The 16,705-nt window shown below is 66.1% G+C and carries 17 protein-coding genes and 1 pseudogene; 11 read left to right on the forward strand and 7 right to left on the reverse strand.

All coding sequences use genetic code 11. The annotated features are described in order from the left end of the window. Positions 1–157 precede the first annotated feature (157 nt). The gene (locus QRN25_RS02475; protein WP_430099313.1) at positions 158–853 is read right to left on the reverse strand and encodes a methyltransferase domain-containing protein; all 696 of its coding nucleotides are present in this window, start codon (positions 851–853) and stop codon (positions 158–160) included. Further along, positions 850–1,290: a plastocyanin/azurin family copper-binding protein gene (locus QRN25_RS02480; RefSeq protein WP_271183894.1), complete on the reverse strand. Its 441-nt coding sequence runs from the start codon at positions 1,288–1,290 to the stop codon at positions 850–852. Before QRN25_RS02480 ends, QRN25_RS02475 begins: the two co-directional genes overlap by 4 nt. A 297-nt stretch (positions 1,291–1,587) precedes the next feature. Here QRN25_RS02480 and QRN25_RS26340 point away from each other — a divergent pair. From QRN25_RS26340 to gloA2, 6 genes and pseudogenes are all read left to right on the forward strand, one after another. Then, positions 1,588–1,692 (forward strand): annotated as a pseudogene (locus tag QRN25_RS26340) (DUF2147 domain-containing protein); the annotation flags it as partial. Next, positions 1,689–1,919 (forward strand): acyl carrier protein, encoded by a 231-nt coding sequence (locus tag QRN25_RS02485; protein WP_271183895.1) that lies wholly within the window; start codon positions 1,689–1,691, stop codon positions 1,917–1,919. The pseudogene QRN25_RS26340 and the gene QRN25_RS02485, both read left to right, overlap by 4 nt. Before the next feature lie 10 nt (positions 1,920–1,929). Continuing rightward, on the forward strand, positions 1,930–3,189 hold the full coding sequence (locus QRN25_RS02490; RefSeq protein WP_285017312.1) for a beta-ketoacyl-[acyl-carrier-protein] synthase family protein: 1,260 nt from the start codon (positions 1,930–1,932) through the stop codon (positions 3,187–3,189). Further along, entirely contained in the window at positions 3,186–4,274 is a 1,089-nt protein-coding gene (locus tag QRN25_RS02495) for a type III polyketide synthase (protein WP_285017313.1), read from the forward strand. Before QRN25_RS02490 ends, QRN25_RS02495 begins: the two co-directional genes overlap by 4 nt. Position 4,275: 1 nt before the next feature. Beyond that, positions 4,276–5,373 carry an NAD(P)/FAD-dependent oxidoreductase gene (locus tag QRN25_RS02500; RefSeq protein WP_285017314.1) on the forward strand — a complete coding sequence of 366 codons (1,098 nt, stop codon included), beginning with the start codon at positions 4,276–4,278 and terminating at the stop codon, positions 5,371–5,373. Between the two features lie 46 nt (positions 5,374–5,419). Continuing rightward, positions 5,420–5,812, forward strand: coding sequence for an SMU1112c/YaeR family gloxylase I-like metalloprotein (gene gloA2 / locus QRN25_RS02505; protein ID WP_271183899.1), 393 nt, complete (start codon positions 5,420–5,422; stop codon positions 5,810–5,812). On the opposite strand, the gene QRN25_RS02510 is transcribed toward gloA2, so the two are convergent. Both QRN25_RS02510 and QRN25_RS02515 read right to left on the reverse strand, forming a co-directional pair. Continuing rightward, positions 5,809–6,678, reverse strand: coding sequence for an SMP-30/gluconolactonase/LRE family protein (locus tag QRN25_RS02510; protein WP_271183900.1), 870 nt, complete (start codon positions 6,676–6,678; stop codon positions 5,809–5,811). The genes gloA2 and QRN25_RS02510 overlap by 4 nt on opposite strands. Positions 6,679–6,707: 29 nt before the next feature. Further along, a complete protein-coding gene (locus QRN25_RS02515) occupies positions 6,708–7,112 on the reverse strand; it encodes a nuclear transport factor 2 family protein (protein ID WP_271183901.1) in 405 nt (134 codons plus the stop codon). Between the two features lie 116 nt (positions 7,113–7,228). Here QRN25_RS02515 and QRN25_RS02520 point away from each other — a divergent pair, with 116 nt between their 5' ends. The 3 genes from QRN25_RS02520 to QRN25_RS02530 all read left to right on the forward strand — a co-directional run bounded on the left by QRN25_RS02520 (position 7,229) and on the right by QRN25_RS02530 (position 9,239). Beyond that, complete coding sequence (locus QRN25_RS02520) at positions 7,229–8,236, forward strand: NADP-dependent oxidoreductase (protein ID WP_211151574.1); 1,008 nt, start codon at positions 7,229–7,231, stop codon at positions 8,234–8,236. Between the two features lie 21 nt (positions 8,237–8,257). Then, entirely contained in the window at positions 8,258–8,608 is a 351-nt protein-coding gene (locus QRN25_RS02525) for a Rieske (2Fe-2S) protein (protein WP_008830733.1), read from the forward strand. A gap of 202 nt (positions 8,609–8,810) precedes the next feature. Next, the gene (locus QRN25_RS02530; RefSeq protein WP_285017315.1) at positions 8,811–9,239 is read left to right on the forward strand and encodes a nuclear transport factor 2 family protein; all 429 of its coding nucleotides are present in this window, start codon (positions 8,811–8,813) and stop codon (positions 9,237–9,239) included. A 158-nt stretch (positions 9,240–9,397) separates the two neighbouring features. Here QRN25_RS02530 and QRN25_RS02535 read toward each other — a convergent pair whose 3' ends face one another. Further along, complete coding sequence (locus tag QRN25_RS02535; protein WP_285017316.1) at positions 9,398–11,443, reverse strand: M13 family metallopeptidase; 2,046 nt, start codon at positions 11,441–11,443, stop codon at positions 9,398–9,400. A gap of 251 nt (positions 11,444–11,694) precedes the next feature. Then, on the reverse strand, positions 11,695–14,187 hold the full coding sequence (locus QRN25_RS02540) for a TonB-dependent receptor (protein ID WP_285017317.1): 2,493 nt from the start codon (positions 14,185–14,187) through the stop codon (positions 11,695–11,697). Positions 14,188–14,463: 276 nt separating this feature from the next. On the opposite strand from QRN25_RS02540, the gene QRN25_RS02545 reads away from it, so the two are divergent. Both QRN25_RS02545 and QRN25_RS02550 read left to right on the forward strand, forming a co-directional pair. After that, positions 14,464–15,471, forward strand: a complete 1,008-nt coding sequence (locus QRN25_RS02545; protein WP_285017318.1) for an NADP-dependent oxidoreductase — start codon at positions 14,464–14,466, stop codon at positions 15,469–15,471. Then, a complete protein-coding gene (locus QRN25_RS02550) occupies positions 15,471–16,262 on the forward strand; it encodes a ThuA domain-containing protein (protein ID WP_285017319.1) in 792 nt (263 codons plus the stop codon). The genes QRN25_RS02545 and QRN25_RS02550 overlap by 1 nt, the downstream gene beginning before the upstream one ends. A gap of 4 nt (positions 16,263–16,266) precedes the next feature. On the opposite strand, the gene QRN25_RS02555 is transcribed toward QRN25_RS02550, so the two are convergent. Continuing rightward, positions 16,267–16,608: a hypothetical protein gene (locus tag QRN25_RS02555; RefSeq protein ID WP_285017320.1), complete on the reverse strand. Its 342-nt coding sequence runs from the start codon at positions 16,606–16,608 to the stop codon at positions 16,267–16,269. Positions 16,609–16,705 lie beyond the last annotated feature (97 nt).

Below are 16,705 nucleotides of genomic sequence, written 5' to 3' on the forward strand. Positions count from 1 at the left end.
TCTAGATGGGGGCGGCATTAGTGTTACTGCGTTATTGTAAATAATGGCCGATTTTCATGGCTTGGAGTCGGGAGTATTGATAAGAGAGGGTAATTGTGCCCTCTGATATATCAGGATACGCAAGGCGCTCTATGCGTACATGTGATCATCGGTCCATTTAGAACCTACGTTCGATGGCGATGCGGAAAGGTGCGCGCCTGACTATGCGGATACGTTCCGGATCGAGCCCCGCTTCGGCAAGTCTTGCCGGCCATTCGCCGGGTCGCATCGAGCGCGCGATGGAAAGCTGCCCGTCCTCGCGTACGATGCGGTGGACGCCCATGACGCGGGCGAGCAGGGGGAAGCCATAATAGGCGAAGCGGTGGCGATGCAGGTCGCAGATCAGCCATCCCCGCCGCGCCCTGATCTCCATGTGGTGCAGGAACCGGTCGAGTTGATCGTCGCTCATGTGATGCGCGACCTGGCTGCTGACGATGAAATCGAAGCTCTCGGGCTGCGCGGCATAGTCTCCGGTGCGGTAGTCCACGCCGAGCCCCGGCGGGGTCGCCGCACGGGCGAGTCCTTCGCTGGCGGGGTTGAGATCGACGCCCACCAAGGTTGCGGCGATGCCCCTCCGGACAGCCCACCGGGCCACCGTGCGTAGCAGGTCGCCATGACCGAACCCGACGTCGAGCAGGCTGAACGACTTCGCTTCGCCGAGCGCCCGCTGCAGGAACGCCGTCGTCGAGTGGGTGGTGAAGGTCCAGCGGTTGACCCGTGCCAGATCGCTCAGGACCTTCGCGTAGACGAGCGGATCGAGGTCCGGGGCATCCATCTGCTCTTCCCGGCGTGACCGGATCGACAGGTCGTTCACTGAACCACAATCTCGCCGGTCATGCCGAAAGTGCTATGCATGAAGTGCGTGCAGCGCACCTTGTAGGTGCCGGCCATCGGCGCGACGAGATGGACATCTACGCTGTGCCCGGCATCGACCGCCACCTTGCCGCCGGAAACCCTTGCGCGATCGGAATCCATGATCTGCGCAGCCGCGAAGAATTCCTTCGCCGTGAAATCATGGCCGCCGGATGATACGTTGGCGAAGTGCAGGTCGTAGGCCTGGCCATGCTGCAACGTGATGGTGGAGGGGCTGAACTGGAAGCTGGAAAGCTGGACGTCAAGCGTTTCGGCATGGCTCCAGTCGAGCGCGGCAGGCGCGCCCCGGGATGCCTCGACCGGAGCGAGAGTCAGCATGGCGATGGCGATCATGCAGGGGGCGATTAGACGAATGCCGGAAATGTTAACGGAGGTCATTTGCGAATCTCCTGCCCCCTTGCGGCCCATGTGCCTCATGTTGCCGGAGGCTGCTGCAGTATCTCACCTTTCAGGGCGGGACAGAAGCGTAATTGCCGTCATCTCGCGGGACTTGCCGGGGCCGGAAAAAGCGAGCAGTCTCGTGAAGATATCGCGTGGGAGCGTTGCGATGAAGGGCATATGCATGGCAGTGGCCTGCGCACTCACGATCGGCGAATTCCCCCGGGGCACCGTGGCACGAGCAGTTGTCTACGGACGATCGTTGACCGATGAAGGCGGCGGGATCGTACCTATCGCGCCGCGATCCGCCTCTCGCCGGGCGAGAGCCTCGACGTGACGGGATGCCTTCTGTTGATGTGCCGCACCCGGCACTGGACCCGGTTCAAGGAGAAACATGGATGACCAACGACGACATCCTGGCGCTGATCGCGCAGGAAACGGGACTTCCGATCGAACGATTGCAACCCGATGCGACGCTGGCCACGCTCGACATTTCCTCGATCGACCTTGTTTCGATGCTCTTCGAACTCGAAGATCGCTACGGGATCGAAATCCAGCCCGAGGAACTCACGCGCGAGATGACCTTGCGGCAGTTGTTCGATCGCATCGGTGTGCCGCTGGCGTCATGATGGCGCGGCAATGACCAACCGGGTGCTGATAACCGGACTGGGCTGCGTAAGTGGGCTTGGTCGCGGGGTCGGGGTGAACTGGGAGCGCGTGCGGGGCGGTGATGGCGCGATCCGCCCGCTCGAACCTCCGGCGCCGGAGGGGATCGCGGCATGGTTCGACGACGACAAGGCTCACGAGGCCGTAGGGCAATCTCTGCAACGTTCGGCCCTGCATCGTTCGGCCCTTCTGGGCAATGTTGATCCGGAGCGGCTGCGTCGGCTCGGCAAGCTGGACAGGCTTTCCTCCTTCGCGCTCGAAGCCGGGCTGGAGGCGGTGACGCATGCGGGCCTGCTCGCGCACCCTGCTCTGGTGCAGCGAACCGCTATCTTGCTCGGCTGCGGCAGCGGCGGCAACGGGACGATCGAGACCGCTTATGAACGGCTGTTCGCGGCAGGGCAGTCCAGGGTCCATCCGCAGACGATTCCCAGTTCGATGATCGCCGCTCCTGCCGCGCAGCTTTCCATGCTGCTGGGCGTGCACGGGCCGGTGCTGACCCTTTCCGGCGCCTGCGCCTCCTCGGCACAGGCGCTCGGCGAAGCGATGCACATGATCCGCGCCGGGCGGGCGGACGTGGTCATTGCCGGTGGAGCGGAGGCATGCCTGACGCGCGGCTCCCTTACCGGGTGGCAGTCCCTTGGCGTGTTGGCCCCCGATACCTGCCGCCCCTTCTCGCGCGATCGCCGCGGCATGGTGCTTGGCGAGGGCGCCGCGGTGCTGGTGCTGGAGAGCGAACGTCACGCGCACGCTCGCGGCGCGCGCGTCCTCGGCGAACTTGCCGGCTACGGGGTGTCGAGCGATGCCACGCACATGACCGCGCCGGACGTTGAGGGCATCGCCGCCGCCATCCGAGCGGCCCACGAAGATGCCGGTATCGGCATCGATACTCCCGCGCTCGTTTCCGCGCACGGCACCGGCACGGCGCTGAACGACCCGGCCGAGGCCGCCGCGATGCATCGTGTCTACGGCCCGGCACTGGCGCATCACCGGGTCATCGCCACGAAGTCCGCCCATGGCCACATGATCGGCGCGACCGGAGCCATCGAGTTCCTGCTCGGTCTTGTGGCGCTGTCCGAAGGAATCGCTCCCCCCGTGCTCAATCACCTCGGCCCCGATCCCGATTGCGACCTGCCGCTGGTCCTTGCGGCGCAAGAGTTCGCGCCCGACGTTCTCGTATCGAACAGCTTCGCGTTCGGCGGCCTCAACGCCGTCCTGGTGGGACGCCGCGCATGACCGCCACGATCGCCCGCGTCAATCGCATCGGCACCGCCAATCCGCCGTTCGAAGTGCACGATGCCTTCCTGCGCTTCGTCACCTCCCGGATCGGCGACGATCGCATGCGCCACTTGTTCGAACGCATGGCGGCCCGTTCGGGGATCGAGCGTCGCTTCTCCTTCCTGGAGCCGGTGACGCTGGAAGACGGCACCGTCACGGACCGGGAAGGCTTCTACGGCAGCGGCCCATGGCCCTCTACCGGCAGCCGCATGGAGCGCTACGAACGCGATGCCCCGCGCCTTGCGCTGGACGCCATCGCCGCGCTCGACCCAGACATCGCGCAGGCGGGCATCACGCATCTGATCGTCGCTTCGTGCACGGGCTTCATGGCGCCGGGGCTCGACCAGGCGATTGTCGCGGGGGCGGGGCTGGACCCCGGTGTCGAGCGTACGGTGGTCGGCTTCATGGGGTGTTACGCGGCGGTGAATTCCCTGCGGCTGGCGCATCACATCGTCCGTTCCGAGCCGTGTGCGCGGGTGCTGGTGGTGACGCTCGAACTGTGCAGCATCCATTTCCAGCGCAGCGACGACCTGCCGAGCCTGCTCGCCATGCTGCTGTTCGGCGACGGTGCGGCGGCGGCGCTGGTGACCGCGCAGGAGGGCGGCATCGCCCTGCGGGACTTCCGGGCGGTCACGATCCCGGGCACGGCCGACGCCATCACTTGGAACATTCGCGACCAGGGTTTCGACATGCATCTTGGCGGCGAAGTGCCCGCCCGGATCGCGACCGCCCTCGCTTGGGAGGCGAAGCGCGAGGATGCGCTCGGCCTGTTGCGCGGGAGATCGTCCGGCGACTTCGCGCTGTGGGCGGTTCATGCGGGCGGGCGTACCATTCTCGACGCGGTGGAGCAGGGGTTCGGCCTTGGCGCAGAAGCGCTGGCGCCTTCGCGCTCGGTGCTGCGAGACCGTGGCAACATGTCCTCGGCGACGCTGATGTTCATCCTGGCGCAGATGCTGGACTGCAAGGCGCGCGGGCCGGGCCTGGCGCTGGCCTTCGGTCCGGGAATGGCGGCGGAAAGCTTCCGCTTCACGATCGAGGACTGAGGTGGCCGATGCACTGATCCTCGGCGGCGGGCTGGCCGGCAGCGCCGCAGCCTGCCTGATCGCGCGCGGCGGAGGTGACGTGAACCTGCTCGAACGCGAGACCGGGCCGCATCACAAGGTCTGTGGCGAATTCCTGTCGGTCGAGGCCGTGGCCCATCTGCGGCAGCTTGGAGTTGAGCCGCTGGATCTGGGCGCCGTACCGATCCACCGGATGCGCCTTGTGTGGGAGAACCGGGAAGTCGAGGCTGCACTGCCGTTCGCGGCGCTGGGCCTCAGTCGCCACGTTCTGGACGAAACGCTGATAAGCCAGGCCGTGGCGAACGGCGCCCGCGTCGAGCGCGGTGTGCGCGTGACGGGGCTGGACGGACACGTCGCCCGCACGAACGTCGGCGAGCGCGAGGGGCGTCAGGTGCTGATCGCCACCGGCAAGCTGCCGATCCGGGGCGAGAAAGCCCCCGCTCGCATCGCCAACGGACATGTGGGCTTCAAGATGCACTATCGCCTCGCCCCGTCCGCTGCGCGGCAACTGGCGGAAACGATCGTTCTGGCACTGCTGGACGATGGCTATGCGGGATTGCAGTTGGTCGAGAATGGCCGGGCCAACTTGTGCCTCGTACTGCGCGCGCAGGCGTTCGCGCGGCTTGGCGGAGACTGGCAGGGCGTGCGCGCATGTCTGGATGGCACGTCGCAACTTCAGCGGATACTTGCCGATGCGGAGCCGCTGTTCGCAAGACCGCTCGCCATCGCCAACCTCGGCTACGGTCCGCCGCCCCGGGGCCATGCCACGGACATAGCCGGGGCAATGTTCCTCGGCGATCGCTGGGCGATGACACCTTCGCTGACCGGCGACGGCATGGCCATCGCCTTGCGCAGCGGGTTGCTGGCGGCAGGCTGCGTCCTCGCGGGGGAAAGCGCGGGGACCTATCACCGGCTGCTCGCTGCAGAGACCCGCCGCCAGATCGCGCGCGCGACGATATTGCAGAACGGGTTCGAAGCGCCCGCGTTTCGCCATGCCGCGTATTGGCTGGCGCGTCTCTATCCTGCCCTGCTGACACATGCGGCGCGGGCTACACGGTTGCCGGACTGGAGCGGGCCTTGATGAGCACTGGCACCAGGGAGAAGGGTTCGGTAGACCACCTTCCACCATGTTCACCACTATCCATCACGTCGCCCTGATCTGCACCGACTACGCCGTGTCCCGGCGCTTCTATACGGAAATTCTCGGAATGGAGATCATCCGTGAGGTCTACCGGGAGGAGCGCCAGTCGTGGAAGTGCGATTTGCGCATCGGGGCGGCCCAACTGGAACTGTTCTCGTTCCCGGCGCCGGCCGCGCGCCCTTCGTATCCCGAAGCCACCGGGCTGCGCCATCTCGCCTTCGCGACCGCAGACATCGACGTGGCGGTCGCGCGGCTCGCGGAAAATGGCGTGACTTGCGAACCGCTGCGCCGGGACGAGCATACCGGCGCCCGTTTCACGTTCTTCAACGACCCCGACGGTCTGCCCCTGGAACTCTACGAACAGTCAGCCGGGAGTTAAACCTGGCAGAGAGTACGCAGCCGCGTCGTCGGTCCCGGCAGGCCGGGCACGTCGACCTTCATGCGCAGTACCGCGCCCGAGCGCGGCGCATCGACGTTGCCGCCGGTACTGACGTAGAGCCAGTCCGGATCGTGGCTGCCGAATGCCACGCTGACCACATGCGGGTAAGGGAGCGGCAGGTCGTCGGTCTGCGTCCCGTCCGGGGCAAAGCGACGCAGGCGCGCGGTATTCCAGCAGGCGGCCCAGAGGTTTCCGGCGGTATCCAGCGTCAGCCCGTCGCCGTCCTCCAGTTCCACCAGCAGTTCGCCCGCTCCGGGCAGGCCGTCCGGCGCAAGCGGATAGCGCCAGATGCCGCGCGTGGTTTCCATGTGATAGAGCCACGTCCCACAAGGGCTTGCCGCGATGCCGTTGGATGCGACGACGTCGCGGCGCAGCACCGTGACTTCGCCGTCGCCGGACAAGTGGAAGAACAGGCCGGGGGAAGGCTTCTTGCCGGTTTCGAAGATCGCCTCGAAATCGATAGTGCCGGCGAAGAGGCCGCCGCGCCCGTCGCCTTCCATGTCGTTGACCGCGACGACCGGCATGTCTTCGATCCGCGTGAGGACCTCGCGCGTGGCGCCCGTCGCAGGGTCGAGCGCGACGATGCCGCCCCGCCCGCTGCACAGGACTTTGCCGGAATCGTCGAAAACTATGCCGCCCACCCATAGCCGGTCGGGCAGCATCAGTTCTGTCGCCTGTCCCGGGCTGTTGCGGTAGACGCCTTTCCCGGTGAGATCCGCGAACCAGACCTCGCCTTCGGCGGAAATGCGCGGTGCCTCGATGAAGTCGTGGCCTTCGGCGACGATCTCGAACGGGGGCAGGGTCATGAGGGGCGCGCTGAACGGACCGCTGCCGGTCAGGCTGCCTCCGCCTTGGCGGCCGCGGCGGCGTTGAAGGCGGCAGGATCGTAATAGTACGGCTTGATCTCGCAGCACTTGCCGTCGCGGAAACGGAACATCTCGCACAGTTCGGCGGGCTTGAGTGCAGGGTCGGCGAAACGCATCGTCAGTACCGCGATGGCGCTGTCCTTGCCGGTCAGCAGGTCGCTGCGGTCGAGCCCGACGACGTCGGCCATGCCCATGGCCTTGGCGAACAGGTCTTGCAGGCCGGTCTTGCCACGATAAGCGCCGGCCATCGGCAGGGAGTCGGCTTCATAGGCCACGAAATCATCAGTGAGCATTGCGTTCGCCGTCTCCCAGTCGCCCGCGCCGGCGGCGGCGTAGAGGGCATCGACGAGCCGAGCGATTTCTTCGGGGGACATGCTCATGAATCCTGCTCCACATCTGTTTGCGCGCGAGTTTGCCTCTCGGCCGCGAGACACGAACCTAGCGTTTAGACCAGCCTTTCGCTCAGGCCCGGCGCGGGTAAGCAAGGGGGATGGGAAAGGTAAGACAGATATTGCTGGCGCGGCGCCCCGACGGGATGCCGGTGCCCGAGGACTTCACGCTCGCAGAGGTGGAGATGCCCGAGCCGGGTGACGGTGAGTTCCTGGTGGCCATGCGGGTCGGGTCGGTGGACCCGGCGATCCGGGGCTTCCTCGACGACCGGCCCAGCTACATCGAGCCCGTCGCGCTCGGCGCGCCGATCAACGGCATGTCGCTTGGCGAGGTCGTGCAATCCAACAATGCGGATTACCCGGTGGGCACGTTCGTGCGCGCCTTCGCCACGTGGCAGGATCACTATATCCTCTCGGGCGAGAGCTGGGGGCTGGAGACGGTGCACCAGCAGCCGGGCACGGATCTCCACCACTACATGGGCGCCCTCGGCCCGGTCGGCCTGACCGCGTGGGTGGGCCTCTTCGCGGTGGGTGAGGCCAAGGCGGGCGAGACCGTGCTGGTCAGCGCCGCCGCCGGGGCGACGGGTTCGACGGTGGGTCAGATCGCCAAGGCCAAGGGATGCCGGGTGATAGGCATCGTCGGTTCTCCGGAGAAGGCCGAAGTCATCCGCGAACTCGGCTTCGATGCCGCGATCGACTATCGCGCCACGCCCGACATCGCCGCCGAAATCGCGAAAGTCGCGCCCGAGGGGATCGACGTCTATTTCGACAACGTCGGCGGCGAGATGCTGGAAGCGATCCTGCCGCTGATGCGCCTCCACGGGCGCGTCGCGGTGTGCGGCATGATCGGCCAGTACAATGATGCCGATCACCCTTACGGCGTCAAGACGCTGTGGCAACTGGTGGTGAACCGCATCAAGATGCAGGGCTTCATCACGTACGATTATCCGCAGGTACTGGCCGAGGCGCAGGCGGAGCTGGACCAGTGGGTGGCCGAAGGAAAGCTGCGTCCGCTCGCCAATCTGCGCAACGGGTTCGAGAACCTGCCCGCCGCCTTCATCGACCTCATGTCCGGCCGTACCATCGGCAAGACGCTGGTTTGCATCTGAGTTCTGGATACGATGGCTACCATGAGCGAAACCTTCCACTCCGTCATCGCCGAGGCCGACTTTCCCGAGGAAGGCAAGGCCGCGATCATGCTCGGCGGCTGGAGCGTGCTGATCGTCAAGGTCGAGGACGGCTTTCGCGCCGTGAACGACCGCTGCACCCATCAGGCGGCGCTGCTCTCGCCCGGCCGCGTGCGGCGCGGGGCGATCATGTGCCCGCTGCACGGCGCGCGCTTCGAGGCCGCGACCGGGCGTTGCATCGGCGGCGCCTACGCGGACCTTCGCGTGTTCCCGCTGCGGATCGAGGGCGGCATGATCGAGGTGGCTGTGCCGGACGAGGCGCCGGGGCCGAACGAACGGCCGGTGGGTGCCTGAGGCAGAACGGCCAAGCCGCCGGAAGCCCACTCTTTCGTCATTGCGAGCGTAGCGAAGCAATCCAGGGCGGTTTACGCGGCCCTGGATTGCTTCGCTACGCTCGCAATGACGAAGCGGGAAACGGATTACTCGCACAAGGCATAGTTTCGCGCGCCGGAGCAGGGTCTAGCATCTGCCTGAAACGATTTGGGAGAATGCTGAAATGCCCTTTACCGGCCCGTTCGAGGACCGCCTCGCAATCCGTGAACTGCTTGAGACTTACGCCGATGCGGTGACCCGCTGCGACTCCGATGCCTGGGGCGCGACCTGGGCCGAGGATGCGGAATGGTCGCTGCCGGACTATCCGGAACTCGGCACCACCAAGGGCCGTCCGGCGATCGTCGCGATGTGGATAGAGGCGATGAAGGCTTATCCCGGCATCATGTTCGAGGCATGGCCCGGCTCGGTCGAGGTCAGCGGCGATAGCGCGGTGATGCGCAGCTACACCTCCGAGGTCTACGACCAAGACGGTATCACCATGCGCGATCGCGGCGTCTACGAGGACACTTGCGTGAAGATCGAAGGCAAGTGGCTGTTCAAGAGCCGCTCGTTCCGCAACATCCACCGCCAGTACGCCCCGCGCGGGGTTTAGGAACCGCTGGCTCTGAACCTTTTCCTTGTCATTCCCGCGAAGGCGGGAACCCATCTGACGACATCGCAAGTTGCACCAGCATCAGATGGGTCCCCGCCTTCGCGGGGATGACGGATAATGCGGGCGGGGTGTTTGTTTCCACTCCCGCCCTTTTCACATCACCACAGCTTCACGCGCTTTTCGGGCGGCAGGTACAGCTTGTCGCCCGGCTTGATGTCGAACGCCTTGTACCAGGCATCGATGTTGCGCACGGTCAGCGCGCGGTACTGGCCCGGCGCGTGGGGGTTGCCGATGACCTGACGGCGCAGCGCGCCTTCGCGGGTCTTGTCGCCCCAGCTCTGGGCGAAGGCGATGAAGAAGCGCTGGTCGCCGGTGTAGCCGTCTATCACCGGCAGTTCCTTGCCGCCCAGCGCTTCGCGGTAGGCGTCGTAAGCGGCGGCAAGACCCGCCACGTCGGCGCCGTTCTCACCCAGTTCCAGCTTGCCGTTGAGGTGCAGGTCGGGGAACGGCTGGTAGGCGTCGTACTGAACAACCAGAGCCTGCGTCTGCGCCTCGAAGTGGGCGAGGTCCTCCTTCGTCCACCAGTCGCGCAGGATGCCGTTGCCGTCCACCGCGGCGCCGCTGGCGTCGAAGCTGTGGCTGATCTCGTGGCCGATAACCGCCCCGATCGCGCCGTAGTTGGCGGCGAGGTCGGCGGCGGGGTCGAAGAACGGCTTCTGCAGGATCGCGGCCGGGAAGTTCAGCGCGTTCTGCACGGGCAGGTTCACCGCGTTGACGAGCTGCGGCGTCATCCACCACTCGCCCCGGTCCTGCGGCTTGCCCAGCTTGGAAATCTGCTGGAGCGTGTAGCCGTGGATCGCCGACATGCGGTTGGCGTAGGCCTGCCCCGGCTTGATGACGATCATCGAGGTGTCCGGCCACACGTCGGGATAGCCGACCGCGACGACCATGCCTTCCAGCTTGGCCTTGGCCTCGGTGCGCGTCGCCGGGCTCATCCAGTCGAGCGCGTCGATGCGGCGGGCGAAGGCGTGCTTGATGCGGGCGGACATGTCCTCCACCTGCGCCTTGGCGGCCGGCGGGAAGTATTCGCGCACGTAGAGCTTGCCAAAGGGCATGCCGAGGTCGCTGTTGATCGAAGCCAGCGCCCGCTTCTCGCGCGTCTTCTGCTCCGGCGTGCCCGAAAGGTTGGTGTCGAAGAACGCAAAGTGCAGCGCGTCGAACTTCGTGGGCAGCACGTCTGTCTGCGCATTGATGCGGTGGAAGGCCAGCCAGTCCTTCCACGCGGCCAGCGGCTCGGAAGCGACGAGGGCGGCGAGGCCGGTGATCGCGCCGGGGCTGTAGACGTCGAAGGTCTGCTGCGAGGGCATGTGCGCGGCGGTGAAGTAGGCGTCCCAGTCCATACCGGGGGCCTTCGCGGCGAACTCGGCGCGGGTCCACAGGGTGCCGCCTTGCGTGAAGTCGGCGGTTTCCGCCTTGCTCGGGTGGGCCTGCGCGATCTTGGTTTCGAGCGCGAGGATACGCGCGGCGCGCGTTTCTGGCTGGTCGAGGCCGGACAGGCGCAGAAGGTCGGCGATGTACTTGAGGTAGTCGGCCCTGATCTTGACCATGCGCGGTTCGGCCGAGACGTAGTATTCGCGGTCGGGCAGGGCGATGCCGCCCTGGAACAGGTAGGGCACGACCTCGTCGCTCTTGAGCGCCTTGGTGATGAACAGGCCGAACAGGTTCTCGGTCGACATGTCGTTGTTGTTGTTGAACAGGTCGAGGTCGGCCTCGGTCTGGTCGCCCAGCACCTTGACCAGCGCGGCCTTGTCCTTGATCGCCGCGTAGCGCGTCAGGTCGGCCTTGAGCGGGGCGATACCCAGCTTGTCGATCGCGGCGGTGTCGAGGTAGGCGCGCCAGTAGTCGCCGATCTTCGCTTCGTCGGTGCCGGGCTTCTGCCTGGCGCCGAGGATCTTCTGGATGAGTGCGGTCTGCTGGCGCTCGGTCTCGTCGGCGGCGACGGTGTGGGAGCCGATGCGGCTGCGGTCGGCGGGGATTTCGGCCTTGGCCAGCCAGGCGCCGTTCGAGAAGAGGTAGAACTCGTCGCCCGGCTTCACCGAAGTATCCATCGCGGCTTCGTCGATGCCTGCGGGGGCCGGATCGGTGGCGGCGATGGCGAAGGGCGCGGCGCACAGCAGCAGCGCGGCAAGAATGCGAGTCTTCATCGGGCGGTCCTTTCGCGGCGTCGGCGGGAACCGCGCCGGTTCTGTCATGCCCGGTGGACTAGCGCCGGATGATGCCTGCGCATACGAAAAAATTGCGCTGCGACGCAACAAAGGCATCGTCATCCCGGACTTGATCCGGGATCGTTGGCCATGAACGGCCGAGCCCTCGGCGAGGCGCATGGCGCCTTGCCGAGGGCTTCTTGTCTAAGGATCGCCACCGGTCCCGGATCAAGTCCGGGACGACGAGGTCGTCAGAACCGCTTGGTCACTTCCACCATGACCGTACGGGGCAGGGTGCCGAAGCCCAGCTGGTCGGCCTTCACGCCCGCCGCGGTGCCGGTGCCGCCGCCGGTCGAGGGGCCATCGACCACGCCGGTGACGTAGAAGCGGTTGGTCAGGTTCTTGCCGATGAGGGCGATCTGCCAGTTGTCGTCCTCGGCGCCGAAGCGGATGCCGGCATCGAGCGTCACGTACTTGCTCTGGCGCGACAGCGGATTGCCGAAGCCGGAGGCGAGATAGCTGGCCGAGTATTTGCTATCGACGTTGAAGCCCAGCTTGCTCGCCGATCCGACCGAGACCTCGTAGCCGATGCCGAGGTTGCCGGTCCAGCGCGGGGCCACCGAAAGCGGTGCGCCGGTCAGGTTCTGGCGGCTGTTGCCCGACAGGTTGCAGCCTTCCGCCGGGGTCTGGCCCGCATAGCACGGTGCCAGCGGGAAGTCGGTGTAGGTCGCCTTGTCGTAGTTGATCGAGCCATGGATATCGAGCCCGGCGATGCCGTTGGGCGCGAACTCGAACTCGGCCTCGATGCCCTTGGTGCGCGCGTCCGCGGTGAGGGTCTGGAACGCGAAGATCGGCGAGTTGAAGAAGTCCACCTGCAGGTTGCGGTACTTGTAGGTGAACGCCGTCACGTTGAAGCGCAACTGGCGGTCGAGCAGGGTGGACTTGAAGCCGATCTCGAAGCCTTCCGCCTTTTCCGGATCGAAGGTGAGGTCGGCGGTGGGATCGCTCGAGAACTTCGAGTTGATGCCGCCGTTGGAGAAGCCGCCCGACTTGTAGGCGGTCTTGTAGGCGCCGTAGACCATGAGATCCGGCGTCGGCTTCCAGGTCAGCGTGGCTTCCGGCGACCAGTTGGTGAAGTGCTGGCGCGCGGCCACTTCGCCGAGGCCGTCGGGGTCGTTCTGATCGCGGAAGATGCCGAGGACCAGCGGGTTGTTGTAAGGCTGCGTGAAGAAGCTGTTCTTCGTCTCGTCGGTGTAGCGCACGCCGCCCGCGAGTTCGAGGTCGGGCAGGATCTTGTAGGTCATCTGGCCGAAGACGGCCATCGTCTCGCCCTTGGTGAAGCTGCTCTTCGCGGTGGTGACGTATTCGTAGCCCTCGGGCGCATCCGAATTGGAGACGCCGCCGGTCAGCACGAACTGGTCGAAGTCACGCCGCGTCTTCTGGTAGAGCATGCCGACCATCATGTTGAACGGCCCGTCGAACTGCGTCAGCGCGCGCAGTTCCTGGCTGAACGCCTTCCACGATGAGTTCTCGGTCGCCCAGGTCGGGCCGATGCCGTTCTCGCTGCCGCCCGACTGGAAGTCGCAGGCGCAGGCCCAGCGGTTGTTGTTCCACTGGTAGTTGGTGACGGAGGACAACTGCAACTGGTCCGCATCGTACGTCAGGTTGAGGGTGCCGCCTGCCGAACGGTACTTGTTGTAGAGCGAGCCGTCCTTTTTCGCGTAGGGATAGGTCGCCGCGATGTCGGCGGGCATGTTGTTCTGGTGGGTGACGAAGTCCTTGCCGCAGGCATAGCCGTTGAGCTGCGAGGTATCGCCGTCGCCGCACCGGTAGGCCACGTAGTTCCACGAGGAGTTGTTGACCGTGCTCTGGTCGAAGCTGCCCTTGAGGGTGGCGGTGAAGCGGTCGGTCGGTTCCCACTTCAGGGTGGCGCGGGTGAGGAATTCCTCTTCGCCCGGCGCTTTGCGTGCGGCGGGTTGGGCGACATGGGTGGTCGCATCGCCGGCGCCGCCTGCGAGGACGCTGGCGGAGTCGATCTCGGTGTAGTTGATGGGATCGGCGACGTTGCGATAATAACCGCCGTCCATCTTGGTATAGCGCGCCGCCAGGCGGAAGCCGAGGGTGTCGCTGATCGGGCCGGAAAGGTAGCCTTCCAGGCGGTACTGCTGGCTCTTGATCTCGTAGCCGCCCTTGACCATGCCCTCGAACTTGTCGGTCGGGTCGGCGGTGGTGATCGAGATCACGCCCGCCGTCGCGTTCTTGCCGAAGAACAGCGCCTGCGGGCCTTTCAGGACCTCGACGCGGGCGAGGTCGAAGAAGCCTTCGTTGATGACGCGGCCCTGGCCGTAGTAGGCGCCATCGACGACGACCGCGACCGACTGCTCGATGCCGATCGAGGTCGAGGACGAACCGATGCCGCGCAAGGTGAGCTGCGCGCCCGAACCGTTCGAGGCACGGCCGACGCTGAACTGCGGGGCGATCGCGGTGATCTTCTCGACGCTGGTGACGTCGCGCGTGGCGATCTGCTCGGCGGAGATGGCGGTGACGGCAACGGGCACGTCCTGCACGGATTCCTGACGCTTGCGCGCGGTGACGATGATCTCGTTGAGGCCGCCCTTCTGCTGGGCCGCGTCATCCTGAGGAGCGGCAGCCGGTGCCTCTGCAGACGTATCCTGGGCCATGGCCGGAGATGCCACCATCGTCAGCGCCGTGGAGACGAGCAGGACGGATTTGGGGACTCGCATTTCAGAAACCTCCCGTTTTGTAATCGTTCTTGGCTGCTGGTTAGACCCGTCGCGGTTGGGGGGCGTCCTGTGCAAACGGATAGCCCTATCAGTTTGGACAGGTGGCCTCGGCGGGGCTCGGGTCAAGGGTGCGATCCGCGTCGTCCCGGACCTGATCCGGGACCGCTGGCCGCGACCAGCCTTGCTACCGGCAGGGCTTGATTTCGGCGGCAGGCGCCTGAAGACAGCCACCGGTCCCGGATCAAGTCCGGGACGACGGGGCAGAGGAGACCTGAATTGACGCGCTGCCGTTTCTGGCGACTGGATCGCCACCCCGAAGGAAATACCGATTTCGCCCGCTTCCTGAGCCTGCAGGAAGAAGACTGCGCGCCGCTGGCCGATGGCGAGGTGCGCATTGGCACCGAGTGGTTGTCGATGGACGCGGGCACCCGCATGTGGATGAGCCCGCGCACCGACGGCTATCAGCCGCCGCTGCCGCTGGGATCGAAGATGGTCGGCCTCGTGCTCGGCCGCGTGATCGAGAGTGCGGACGCGGGCTATCCGGTCGGTGCGCTGGTGCGCGGCTTCGGGCAGTGGGCGGATGTCGCCACCGTGGTCCCGGCGCTGACCGGGCTGGAAGTGGTGGACCAGACGGTCGCCGATCCGCGCCAGCATTTCGGGGCGCTCGGCATGAATGCCTGGACGGCCTATGTCGGCGTCAGGGAAGTCGCGGCGGTTAAGCCGGGCGAGTGGCTGGTCGTCTCGGCGGCGGCGGGGGCGACGGGAAGCCTCGCCTGTCAGGTCGGGCGGAACCTGGGCGCGAAAGTCGTCGGTATTGCGGGCGGGGCGGACAAGTGCCGCTACCTGACCGAAGAGGTCGGCGTCGACATGGCGATCGACTACCGCAATGAGGACGTCGACGCGCGATTGGCCGAAGTGCCGGGCGGGGTAAACGCCTTCTTCGACAACGTCGGCGGGCCGATCCTCGATGCGGTGCTCGGCAACATGGCGCATTACGGGCGCGTCGCAGTGTGCGGAATGGTCGCGGGCTACGACACCGATGCGCCGATGCCGGGACCGGCGAAGTTCGATCAGGTGCTGATGCGGCGCCTTCGGATCGAGGGCTTCTTCATTCCCGACTTCCTCCATCGCGGCGCCGAATTCATGCCGCAGCTGCGCGAATGGCTCGATGCCGGGAAACTGGCGGTGCGCTTCGACGAGACCGCCGGGCTGGAGAATGTCCTCACCGCTTACGAGCGGATGCTGACCGGCAAGAACATCGGCAAGGTGGTCGTGAAGCTCTGATGCCGACGATCCGCCATCGCGCTCCGATCCAGTGCCTGGTCGCGGTACGCGGGCATCCGTTCGATCGTACTGCCTTTGATGCGCTGTTCCAGTCGATGGAGGGTATCAGCGCGACGATGGTGGACCAGCCCGCAGCGGCCAAGCTGATGAACACTGACGGGATGCGCGGCTTCGATGCGCTGGTGCTATACGACATGCCGGGCCTCGATTTCGAGGCAGAGGTGGGAGCGCCTCAGCATCTTGATCCGCCACCGGGACTGGCTGACGGCTTTCGCGCGTTGCTGGAGGAGGGCAAGGGCGTCGTCGCGCTGCACCATGCGCTGGCGGGCTGGCCGACTTGGGACGAATATCACGAATGGCTGGGCGGGCGGTTCCTCTACCATCCGGGCACGGTGCGCGGGCGACCGGTGCTCGATAGCGGCTATGCGCACGGCGTGACATACGATGCGGTGGTTCTGGCGGAGCACCCGGTGACGGCCGGCCTGCCACCGCGCTTCACGTTGACCGACGAGACCTACCTTGCGGAGATCTTCGCAGAGGATGTGACACCTTTGCTGCGGGCAGACATTCCCTTCACGCGCGAGCAGTTCTTCTCCGCCGAACTGGCGGTCGGGGGACGCATGTACGACCGCGAGGACTGGGACCATCCGCCGGGCAGCGATCTGATCGGCTGGACGCGTGAGGTGGGACGCAGCAGGCTGGTCTACCTCCAGCCGGGTGACGGGCCATCGGCTTACGACGATGTGAATTACCGGCGGCTGGTGGAGAACGCGATCCGCTGGGTCGCGTGAGCGTTCAGTCGTTCGCGGTGAGTCGATCCAGCCACGCGCGGGCCTGCTTGGGCTCGCCCACGGCCTGCGAGTCCACCGGGCCGCGCTGGCGCAGGAATTCCTGGTGGAGTTCGAAAGGCTCCATGAACAGCTGTTCGCGCGCGGTGTCGATCTCTTCGGCGAGTTCGGTCAGTTCGGCGATCGTCGGCGCCACTGCGGCGCGCGCAGTGCGGTCGGCATTGTGGTCGAACAGGCCCCACTTGCCTGCAGCACAGACCTTGAGCGCGGCGATCAGCGCCTCGCGGTAATCGACCTCAAGGTCGGCGCGGCGGGTGTCGAGGCGTTCGAGACGGTCTGCTTTGGCCATCCGGCGGCGGTAGAACGGGGCAGCGCGGACTGCAAGTGCCGCAATCCTCCCTGTTGCGAAGCAATGGGGAGGTGGCAGCCCGCAGGGGTGACGGAGG

Source organism: Novosphingobium sp. fls2-241-R2A-195 (assembly GCF_030209485.1).
In the GTDB taxonomy this organism is placed as follows: Bacteria; Pseudomonadota; Alphaproteobacteria; order Sphingomonadales; family Sphingomonadaceae; genus Novosphingobium; species Novosphingobium resinovorum.